General features: G+C 30.1%; 9 protein-coding genes and 1 pseudogene. 4 read left to right on the top strand and 6 right to left on the bottom strand.

The window, feature by feature from the left end:
• Positions 1-335: 335 nt before the first annotated feature.
• From B5E48_RS14050 to B5E48_RS12410, 6 genes are all read right to left on the bottom strand, one after another.
• Complete coding sequence (locus B5E48_RS14050; RefSeq protein WP_343286336.1) at positions 336-659, bottom strand: tyrosine-type recombinase/integrase; 324 nt, start codon at positions 657-659, stop codon at positions 336-338.
• A 181-nt stretch (positions 660-840) separates the two neighbouring features.
• Entirely contained in the window at positions 841-1,266 is a 426-nt protein-coding gene (locus B5E48_RS14135) for a phage integrase central domain-containing protein (protein ID WP_087305383.1), read from the bottom strand.
• 519 nt (positions 1,267-1,785) lie between these two features.
• On the bottom strand, positions 1,786-2,637 hold the full coding sequence (locus B5E48_RS12425) for a type II toxin-antitoxin system PemK/MazF family toxin (protein ID WP_158095633.1): 852 nt from the start codon (positions 2,635-2,637) through the stop codon (positions 1,786-1,788).
• Positions 2,638-2,692: 55 nt separating this feature from the next.
• Positions 2,693-3,511, bottom strand: coding sequence for a DNA adenine methylase (locus tag B5E48_RS12420; RefSeq protein ID WP_087305381.1), 819 nt, complete (start codon positions 3,509-3,511; stop codon positions 2,693-2,695).
• Between the two features lie 56 nt (positions 3,512-3,567).
• Complete coding sequence (locus B5E48_RS12415) at positions 3,568-5,052, bottom strand: hypothetical protein (RefSeq protein WP_087305379.1); 1,485 nt, start codon at positions 5,050-5,052, stop codon at positions 3,568-3,570.
• A gap of 252 nt (positions 5,053-5,304) precedes the next feature.
• Positions 5,305-5,709 carry a helix-turn-helix domain-containing protein gene (locus tag B5E48_RS12410; protein ID WP_087246026.1) on the bottom strand — a complete coding sequence of 135 codons (405 nt, stop codon included), beginning with the start codon at positions 5,707-5,709 and terminating at the stop codon, positions 5,305-5,307.
• A gap of 721 nt (positions 5,710-6,430) precedes the next feature.
• Here B5E48_RS12410 and B5E48_RS12400 point away from each other — a divergent pair.
• From B5E48_RS12400 to B5E48_RS12385, 4 genes and pseudogenes are all read left to right on the top strand, one after another.
• The gene (locus B5E48_RS12400) at positions 6,431-7,633 is read left to right on the top strand and encodes an MFS transporter (protein WP_241146981.1); all 1,203 of its coding nucleotides are present in this window, start codon (positions 6,431-6,433) and stop codon (positions 7,631-7,633) included.
• A gap of 250 nt (positions 7,634-7,883) precedes the next feature.
• Positions 7,884-9,086 (top strand): annotated as a pseudogene (locus tag B5E48_RS12395) (MATE family efflux transporter); the annotation flags it as partial.
• Between the two features lie 61 nt (positions 9,087-9,147).
• Positions 9,148-9,558, top strand: a complete 411-nt coding sequence (locus B5E48_RS12390) for a peptide deformylase (RefSeq protein ID WP_087243603.1) — start codon at positions 9,148-9,150, stop codon at positions 9,556-9,558.
• Positions 9,558-10,766 carry an Nramp family divalent metal transporter gene (locus B5E48_RS12385; RefSeq protein ID WP_087298351.1) on the top strand — a complete coding sequence of 403 codons (1,209 nt, stop codon included), beginning with the start codon at positions 9,558-9,560 and terminating at the stop codon, positions 10,764-10,766. Before B5E48_RS12390 ends, B5E48_RS12385 begins: the two co-directional genes overlap by 1 nt.
• Positions 10,767-10,907 lie beyond the last annotated feature (141 nt).

Raw genomic sequence — 10,907 nt, 5'->3', positions numbered from 1 at the left:
CGATAGGATTCAACGAGTGCGCAAAAACAGGTATTTTTCTTACCCTTATTATTTTTGATAACTCTAACGAACATAGAAGCACCTTCTTTCTTAACTACATTATACAACAAAAGTAAAGGAAATAAGATAATAAATAGATAATTATACTTAACTACAAGTAAAAAAGACACTCTTTTATTTCCAAAAAAATAAAAAAGAGCCAACTTACTAAGTTGACTCCATTGCGCCCATTTTATGGGCTTTTTTTAATTTAGAAATCAAAATTGATACATTTTCGATACATTTTATCTTTGTATTTTTGTAATAAAAGTATTAAAAAAGCACCTGAAAAGTGCTTAATTGTATAGATTATCAGTGACACCAATAAGATCAGTATCGTCTAAATTTGTATATATATCCATTGTTGTATTGATATTGGAATGTTTGGCCAACATTTGTGCTGTTTTTATGTCTATTTTCTTTCTGATGATCTGAGTGACAAATGTATGTCGCAACATATGAAAATAAAAATCAAAACCATTCTTCTTTCCTAGCTTATAGCATTTGTCTACAGCTGATTTATAGCTGAGATAGTTCATGTCATTGTTGAAGCAAACCGGATCGGTTACAGGGTATTTATGAAAATGCTCAGTTAATATATTCACTAATTCATTTGGTATTGGTATGACAGCAGTTGACGATTCTGTTTTATATAATTCTCTATTTCATCATGAAGTTGCTTTTTTATGGTTATTGTCTTATTTTTTAAGTCGACATCTACTCTTGTCAATGCCAGAACTTCAGCTATTCTTATGCCTGTATAAAGGCCGATATAAAGCATGATGATATAACTATCATATCTTATCTTTTGATTGAGGTTGGATGGCTTAATGACTCAATGAGCGTATTGAATTGTGCTATTGTGATAGTATTATTTTTAGTTTCTTTTTTACCGCTGATATTTAAACGAGAATAGGGTATTCTTTTTATATAGAATAAATTGTATGCATAGACAAATACTATGTTTATAATTGATTTAACGACTTTACATGTATTATGTGAATATGTTTTCTCATAATTATTTAGTAGCTCCTGAATCAGATCATAATTGATCTTGGTGATATCTATATGTCCTAGATACTTTTTGATTATTTTTGAATAGAGTTGTTTTCTGCTGCTGAATGTTCTTTCTCTGATATCAGCAGATCGGATATATTCATTAAAGACATCATCAAAGTTTTTTGACTTTGTTATGTATATTCCATTTTCAAACTCTTGTTTTTTCATGGATTCATGAAGCAGGGCTTCTTTTTTTGTATCAAATCCATTTTATATATATCTCTTTTTGACACCGTATTTATCAGTGTATTGAAAATTGACCTGATATTTATATCCGTTCTTAGATTTCTTGGATGCTCTTTTATAAATAGGCATAGATTACACACGTCCTTTCATTTATATTTGCCTTAGACGTGCTCTTATGATAAAATTGAGTACGTAAAAGGACTTTTGGCCGTTATTTTACATTAGTGATATTGGCGTATCACATTCTAGTGGTGGTATCTTTACGGAAACCATTGCATAACCACTCTATTGGCGTAGGGTGGTTTTTATATGCAGAAAAGCACCAGCTTTCGCCAGTGCTTTTCAGTGTTACTCCAGTATTACCACTCAAACGGTGGATAACCTTAGATATACACGTATATTACCATCAAACTTTTAAAATGTCAATATCTTTTCATTTTACGAAAAATGATATGATGTAATATTGTGTATATAATATAGTATGCATTGGCTTGAAAAAAATTATTCATTTTCACCAAATAAATATAATTTTAAATTGTTTTTTATATTTTGTTTTTCAGCAGCATTCAAGACAATAGTTTTACCAGCTTTATCACATAATGGTCTAACGACTCTTTTTACACTGACACGTCTTATATCATTTAGTTTGGCATAATTGACATCTCCATTTACTGTAATAGGTACATTAAAGTAATATTTAGATGCTCTTTTCTTTGATGTAATAGGTATAACAATATAACTTGAATCACTAGGATTTTTAACAGAAACATTCTTTCTGAAAATAATAGCAGGTCTTAATTTATGTAATTCAGAGCCAACATTTTCACCAATTTCAATATAATACAATCCCCACTTGATTAGTCCGGGATTTCTTTTTATCGACTTATGAAATTGGATATTTGTTTTATGCTCAAACCAAGTAATATATTTATAATGATCTTCTGTAGTGCTATAATCAACATTTTGAATATTCATTCTTCTTATACTTCCTAGTTGATGATAAGTGTGAAAAACTTTATGGCATAATTTGGCTAAAACACTTTCAGAAATATCTAAATATTCTTCATAAGAAATTGTTATACGTTTCCCTCTTAAGCTTAATTGTTTTCCAATAAGATTTTCTTTGATTTCAAAAGCTTCAAGTGGATAAGCAACTTTATTCATTCTAGATATTTTTATATAAAATTTATTTTCATCTATTTCATCCATTGGAACAATACAAACTCTTTTGGCTAAATTGGTGTGGCACAAATAAATGCATAGATTATTCGTTGTGCCATCTAAAGGATTTTTATAATAATGTACATTACCGAACCATAAGTCAGTAGTTGCATTTGTTTTAGATGTGCTCATTCTATTCCTCCTTGAATCTCTCATTACCCTGTTGGTAGCAGGGGAGTTTTTTGTTTTATAAATCTATATTTAGGTTTTCTCTGTAGAACATTATTTCAGTACCGATATATTTTCTTTCAACTGTATAAGTTAATTGATATGTTTGATAGTTTGAGAAATCATACATTCTAATAATTTCATCAACATTGTCGTATGTTACAATCCAGGGATAATTTAATTCTCTTACTATTTCAGCAATTTCCCTATGATCTTGAATGGTAAAATAGTTTTGATATAATTGACTACCCTTTTTAAAATAGGGAGGATCAATGAAGAAAAATGAATTATTAGGGAAGTTTAATCTTAGAAAATCACGTGCATCAAAATCAAATATTTGAATTTTATCTCTATTATCATAAATTTGTTGTACACGTTTGATTAATTTTGATTTATTAAATCTGCAATCAATTAAATAATTGCCATTTTGTTTATAACCACCGATAGGGCCAGCTGTTATTATTCCAGATCTATTCGTTCTATTTAAATAGAAAGTTGCAAACCCTAATTCCAATACATTGTCAGGTTTCGAATCATATATGTTTTTTTGGTGTTCTCTCTCCTCGATTGATATAGGAGCATCTCTAATTAGTTCGATAAACTGAGGTCCAAAATTTAATATTGCAGACCAAACAGAGTAGATGGCAGGATCAATATCATTTAGGATGATGTTGTCAACTTGACCGTTAAATAATAAATTCAAGGCCAAGTTTGCTCCACCAGCAAAAGCTTCAATATATGTACAACCAATTAGATTGTTTTGTTGTAATATTTCTAATGTTTGATTATACATTTTACCTTTGCCACCAGGATATCGTAAAGGTGAATAATGTGCCATAATAATACCTCCTTATGCGTATTGTAACAAAATTCGCAAAGAATGGCCAATTATATTTAAACTCTTTCATAAGTCAAAATATAATTAAGTATATCGAATAATATACCCGAAGTATAATTATGAAGAATACTTAAATCATCAGATAATAAATAAGGGTGATGTATTAATAAATCTAAATTATCTTTAGTAGCAAAGTTTCCAAAGAAAGTTCTAAAATATTTGTTAATATTCCTGTTATAGAATATATCGGTATTGTTTTCTAGTGCATTATTGATTTTTTCTATCATTTTGCCTAGGTTTGCATCACCGTTATTATGACATTTTGAATATATATTTGGATGATATACAGATAACCAATATTTTAAGCATTGTTCAATTAATGCTCTAATTAAATAATATGTTGATAATTTGTATGTTTTATAAAAACCATATTGACCTCCAGAAAGTTTCTCTAATTCTTTACGTATATTTATAAATGCTAGATGTTGTTCTTTTGGTATTTTTGAATTCTTTGTGACATATAGCTCTTGTAATCTAAATTTTTTTGGCTCTGGTTTAGAATCATTTTTGTTGTTAAAAATATTATCGTTTTCATAATTATCTTGATTTATATTATCAGGATTTTTTTTAGACGATAATTGATTGTCCATACTATTTATTGCTTTAGATGAATCATCATTTTCTAAATTTGGCTTTGCATTTTCTTTATTATTTGTTTTATTGTTTGTACTACTAATTTGACTTTTTATTTTTTCGAATTCATTATTTAATTCGGAAAATAGTATTTTTCTTGCGTCTGCATTAGTTATTATGTGATGTGTCTGTCCTTCAATTCTATCTGTTATTAGTTTAAATTTAATTTTAAAATCTTCCAAATCTATTTTAATTTCATATTTATCATTTGTTTTTTGTATGCCTAGCCATGCTTGTCCATCACGTGTGAATAAACGTTCCCAATTTGTTTTTGTTATCTTTTCACGTTTTTTACTAGAAAGTATATTATTTTCTTCTAATAAGTTTAAAAAAGCGTAAATTGGATCTTTCTGACCCTTGTTTCTTTTATGGCGAGCTTTTTCGTTAGAACCCCAAGTAACTGTTCCTATTCCATTTTGCTCACCTTGATGCTTTAATTCCATAGCATGTTCTAAGATATTAGCATCTTTTGTTATATAACACATAATTTCTTGAGGGGGTGCATCAAAATCTTGTAACAAACTTTTTACACGTGCATATAATTTAATGTTATTTGATACAATTAATTCTGGATTATTTAAAATTTTAAATGCTGCAACTCTTCTGTTGCCTTCTTTGCTATACAAAGTGTTTTTATCAGTAAGTAAAAGACCAACTATATCAATAGGATTTTGACCATATTCTAATATGTCTTTCATTAAGTTAAAAATTTTGTTGTCAAAGTTTCTAGTTTTCATTAATGTTTCTAAAGTAAATTTATCTTCCTCTACAGGATCATGCCTCGGATTAGTAGGATCAAGACTTATATCATTTATATTTACTTTTGCATATCCTTCTTTATATTCCATATCATGTTATCCTCCCCGTATATTTAAACACAAATTGTGTTTTTGCTAATTCAAAATATATTTTTCTTTCATCTCTTTTACCATCATGTGAGTTTCTTGCTACTGATATGATAAACATCTTGAATTGATGATTGCAAGATATTCATTCCCATTATAGTATGTAAAGTCATTCACATAGCTTGGCATATTTGTAATTTTTAAGTTAATGTTATTCCAACGTAGAAAATCTTCAACGCACATAATTATCACACCTTACTTAGTTTCTTTATTAAATGTGTCGATAATCTTTAATATTTGTGTTAAGTCTTGTGGTTCTAATTTCTTTGCTTTATCAAATAAAATAACTAATTGTTTATTTGCGTGTATCTCGTTGTACAAATCAACAAGATTAGGATAGTTATCTTTAAGGTATTCAACATTTTCTTCGTAGTTTTCTAAACTATCATTTTTATATCCGTATATGAGTTCATCAGTAGTGATATTAAAAATATCAGCTAATTTTTGAATGACGCTAATTCTAGGCATTACTTTTCCTGATAACCAATAAGAAATGGATGATTCGCTTTTCCCAACTAATTCTCCTAATTCTTTCATCGTTAAATTTTTGCTATTCATTAAACTTCTAAGTATCTCAGGGAATTTTACCTCTTTTTTCATAAACTCACCATCCTCAACATTATTCTAACATTAAACAAAATATATCTCAAGAATTCTCTTGAATAAAATTCATGAACAATCTTGAATAAAATTCAAATTATCATTAACTTGAATTAAATACGAGTCTATAATAAATAAAAAATATCTGATGAATATTTTTGCTATTGGACATTTTCCTGCTACTTGTAGAATCCAATGTTATAAAATAACAATAGAATTAGTCACTAAAGATAATATTTGCTAAGAAAATGAGAATGTTATTGAGAGTGGATTAGGAGAATAGAATCATGCAAAGATGGAACAGACTTACTCAAAAGATTTAGCTGTTTACTTAGTTGAACATGATCAAATTGTAGGAGGATTGATTGGATATACCCATGGAGATTAGCTTTTTATAAGGTGGTTATGGATTTCACCTTTATTAAGAGGACAAAATAAGGGAACAGAAGTATTATGAAAAGCAGAAGCAGTTGCGAAAGAAAGAGGCTGTCAATATAGTTTTCTAGATACATATGAATTTCAGGCACCAGATTTTTATATGAAATGAGGTTATCAGGAAATCTTCAGTATGCAAGAACATCCTGCAACAGGGAAACACTATTATATGAAAAAATCACTTATTTAAAAATTTTTTCAAGATATGTTATTTAGCTTGTGATTTGAATTCAATCTATCATATAATATACTTATCGAATAATTATAAATTAAGGGAGGAAATTATGTGAAAAAAAATGGAATTTTAGATGTTAAGTATTCTTTAACACAAATTCTTTACTTTGCATCCTACAGTGCTCTTATGGGATATGCATCTGTATATCTATTAGATCGAGGTGTGTCGAATTCTTTAATTGGAACGACTTTGGCATTGGTTAGTATTATTGCAGTATTTACGCAACCTATGGCAGCCTCAGCAGCTGATAAAAAAGTGATTAGATTACAACCATTAATTATTGTGATATTAGCTTTAGCCGTCATATTGTCATTAGGTCTGTATTTCTTTAAATTACCAACAATAATATTATTATGTGTGTTTGTTGGAGTTGTCACATGTATGATGACAATTCAACCATTATTAAATTCATTAGCATTTCTTTTTGAAAAATATGGTATTGAAGTGAATTATGGATTAGCTAGAGGATTAGGAAGTGCTGCCTATGCCCTTGCATCTGCTGTGCTGGGTTATCTTGTAGAAGATTTTGGAACAAGCATGATTCCATTATTCTATATTATTGGAAATATCTTATTAATTGTCGTTGTCTATACATATGTTGTACCAAAGAATCAAAGACATGTTGTACATCGTGAAGAGAATCAGCATGAAGAAGTTAAACAGGAACAATTATCATTCTTTCAATTTTGTTCAATATATAAAAAATTTATGATTTTTGTTGTGGGTGTTATTTTAGTTTTCTTTACACATACAATTATTAATAATTTCTTTATTCAAGTCATTACTCCTATTGGTGGAACTGAAAGTCAAATGGGAATCGCTGTATTTATTGCTGCAATTGTTGAATTACCAGCTATGGCTATGTTTAATGTTATGCGTAAGAAAATAGATTGTTCAACATTATTAAAAATATCTGTGATTATTTTTGGATTGAAACACTTATTAACTTTTTTAGCAACTAACGTCTTTATGGTTTATGTTGCACAAGTTTTACAAATTGGTGCTTATGCTATCTTTATCCCTGCTAGTGTTTATTATGTTAATGAGGTTATTTCTAAACCAGATCTTGTTAAAGGGCAATCTATGGTTACAGTTGGAATTACAGCCAGTGGTATTATTGCTAACCTCGCAGGTGGAATCTTATTGGATACTATTGGTGTTCATGATTTATTAATGATTGGTGTTGTTGTATCTGTTATTGGAGCTTTGATTGTTTTCATGTCTATTGAAAAGAAAAGAGCTTCTATTGAATAGATCATAACGAGCATAGAGAAATCTATGCTTTTTTTATGCTTGTTAAGCATTATAATGAATAGATTATAAGTATTAGACATTAAAAAAAGACTTTTATATAATAGAAAAGTCAAAGGATGGTGGGGATATGTTTTCAAATCGTGCATTAAAAGAAATGATTGTTCCACTTTTTTTCGAACAATTATTAGTTATGCTAGTAGGGATAGCAGATACTTTTGTTGTCAGCTTTGTGTGAGAGGCAGCTGTATCTGGTGTTTCTTTGGTCAATATGTTTAATACAATTTTTATTTATCTGTTTACAGCATTAGCCTCAGGTGGTGCTGTTATCATCAGTCAGTATATTGGCTGTGAAGATCAAAAAAATACAGTGAAGTCATCCAGCCAGTTGCTTATGTTTTCTACTGTATTTTCAGTTATTATAGCTATTATAACATTGATATTTAATCGTCCATTATTAACGCTTTTATTTGGAAAAGTTGAAAATTCTGTTATGGAAGCTTGTGTAACTTATTTAAGAATATCTGCCTATTCTTATCCAGCCTTGGCTATTTATAATGCTGGAGCTGCACTTTATCGCAGTATTGGAAAAACCAGTACAACGATGTATATTTCTTTGATTTCCAATTTTATTAATGTGGTTGGAAATCTAATTGGCGTTTTTGTTTTGGATGCAGGCGTTGCTGGTGTTGCATATCCTTCTTTAATTGCCAGAACTTTTTCAGCAGTTGCGATTACAGTTCTCTGTTTTTCAAAAAGCCGTTTTGCTCATTACAGTAAAGAATGGATTTTGAAATGGGATGGACCTATGTTAAAAAGAATTTTAAATATTGCGATTCCTAATGGAATTGAAAACGGTATTTTCCAGCTTGTTAAAGTTGCATTAAGCAGTGTTGTCGCTTTATTTGGAACTTATCAGATTGCAGCGAATGGAATTGCTCAAAGTATTTGGTCATTAGCGGCACTGATTGGCTCAGCGATGGGACCAGTCTTTATAACTGTGATTGGACAGTGCATGGGAGCCAATCAGGTAAAAGAAGCAGATTATTATTTTTATAAACTGATGAAATTAACACTTGTGTTATCTATTATCTGGAATGTTCTTGTCTTTATCATTACACCTATTTTTATGCAATTTTATCAGGTTTCAGAAGAAACACGACAATTGGTTATTATCCTTGTCTTCATTCATAATGTTTTTAATACTGTTGCCTTTCCATTTTCAGGACCATTATCAAATGGACTCCGTGCTGCTGGTGATGTCAAATATACAATGGTTGTTTCCATTGCTTCAACAGTTTTAGGAAGATTGATTTTCTCATTGATCTTTGCGATAGGATTGAACCTAGGAGTCATTGGTATTGCCTTAGCCATGTGTCTTGACTGGTCAATGAGAGGGATTATCTTTTATATTCGCTTTCGTTCAAAAAAATGGACAAAGTTTAAAGTTATTTAAATCTTCTTGTGATGAGAAGATTTTTTTTATAAAATAAAGATAATAGAAAAGAGGCGACCATATGATCAAAGATATCGTAAAAGATCAATTTTTTTTACAACAAAAATCAATAGATGCCACAAAGGAAGATTTACCTGTTGTTCAGGATTTATTAGATACCATTCAGGCTCATGAAACTTGTGTTGGCATAGCAGCTAATATGATAGGTGAATTAAAAAATATTATCGTTGTCTATGATGGAAAACAATATCTTGTGTTGATCAATCCGCAGATGATACAGGCACATAAACCACTCTATACCTGTCAGGAAGGATGTCTATGTCATGATGGTTTGAAAGAAACAAAACGTTATGAAAAAATAAAAGTGAAATATTTAGATCAGGACTTTCGTCCAAAAATCAAAACCTTTGATAAACAAACAGCCCAGATTATTCAACATGAAATAGATCATTGTCAGGGGATTTTAATCTAATGGAAAAGAAAAACTGGTTACATAGATTAAAAAATATTGGACCAGGAGCCATTGTTGTGGCTGCTTTTATTGGGCCAGGAACGATCACAGTTTGTTCTTCGACAGGGGCAAGTTATGGATATACTTTATTGTGGGTGTTATTATTTGCGACAATTGCAACAATTATTTTTCAGGAAATGGCAGCCAGATTAGGCATTGTTACAAAAATGGGACTTGGTGAAAACATTCGTGAGAAAATTTCTTCTCGCACAATCAAAGCCATAGTATCAGTCATTGTTGTGATGGCTATCTTTGTAGGGAATATTGCTTATGAAACAGGTAATATGACAGGAGGTGCTATGGGTATAGCAACATTGCTTCCTCATGTCCCTATTTCATCAATTGCTATTGTTATGGGAATTATTGCTATGATTTTATTGTTTTCTGGAAGTTATCAATATATTGAAAAGTTTTTAACAGCTTTGGTTTTTGTGATGGCTTTTACTTTTATTTTAACGACTTTTTTATCAAAACCAGATTGGAGACAAATCATCGCTGGTTTTATACCAAGTTTTTATGATGTAGACTGGTTAAGTGTTGTTGGCCTTGTTGGAACAACAGTTGTTCCTTATAATTTGTTTTTACATTCTTCAAGTGCTGCCCAACGTTGGCAGCATAAAGAAGATCTCAAAGATGCCAGATTAGATACTGTTTTGTCTATAGGATTAGGTGGGATTGTATCTATGTGTATTGTGATTGTTTCGGCAGCCAATTGTGCAGGTATTGAGATAGAAAGTGCCAACGATTTATCATTAGCATTGCAGCCAGTCTTAGGAAATTTTGCAAGCTATTTAGTTAGTATTGGATTATTTGCAGCTGGATTGACTTCAACGATTACTGCCCCACTAGCAACAGCGTATGCCACATGTGGTATTTTAGGAATTGATCAAGATATGAAGTCTATACAATTCCGTAGTATCTGGTTTATAGTTATTGTATGTGGAATGTTTTTCATTCTTGTTAATCAGTCAACACCAACTGAATTAATATTGATTGCCCAAGTTGCCAATGCTATTATTTTACCCATTATGGCTATTTTCTTGATGTATTGTATGAATCATCCCCAACTTGGACAATATCGCAACCATCTTTTAAGTAACTTAGCTGGTATTATGGTATTGTTCATTACGATTGTTTTATGTATTCAAAATATTATCAAGATTATTTAAAAACATGTTATAAATTCTATAACATGTTTCAGGCTGTTGACAAAGTAAAAAAGTCAACAGCTTTTAGTTTTCAAATGAAAGAATATATGGTATTATATCCATTGTCGTGGATGACTTCTTTCCAAGTACGCAAACTTTGAG

The sequence above is a fragment of the Massilimicrobiota sp. An105 genome, assembly GCF_002161155.1.
Taxonomy (GTDB): Bacteria; Bacillota_I; Bacilli_A; order Erysipelotrichales; family Coprobacillaceae; genus Allocoprobacillus; species Allocoprobacillus merdigallinarum.
The sequence above is the reverse complement of the archived record's forward strand: the minus strand, read 5'-3'. Positions and strand labels throughout refer to the sequence as shown.

What these genes read in the sequence shown, in the direction of transcription:
- B5E48_RS14135 (WP_087305383.1), bottom strand. Translation starts at nt 1,266, where the DNA reads ATGAAAAAACAAGAGTTTGAAAATGGAATATACATAACAAAGTCAAAA.
- B5E48_RS12425 (WP_158095633.1), bottom strand. Translation starts at nt 2,637, where the DNA reads ATGAGCACATCTAAAACAAATGCAACTACTGACTTATGGTTCGGTAAT.
- B5E48_RS12420 (WP_087305381.1), bottom strand. Translation starts at nt 3,511, where the DNA reads ATGGCACATTATTCACCTTTACGATATCCTGGTGGCAAAGGTAAAATG.
- B5E48_RS12415 (WP_087305379.1), bottom strand. Translation starts at nt 5,052, where the DNA reads ATGGAATATAAAGAAGGATATGCAAAAGTAAATATAAATGATATAAGT.
- B5E48_RS12410 (WP_087246026.1), bottom strand. Translation starts at nt 5,709, where the DNA reads ATGAAAAAAGAGGTAAAATTCCCTGAGATACTTAGAAGTTTAATGAAT.
- B5E48_RS12390 (WP_087243603.1), top strand. Translation starts at nt 9,148, where the DNA reads ATGATCAAAGATATCGTAAAAGATCAATTTTTTTTACAACAAAAATCA.
- B5E48_RS12385 (WP_087298351.1), top strand. Translation starts at nt 9,558, where the DNA reads ATGGAAAAGAAAAACTGGTTACATAGATTAAAAAATATTGGACCAGGA.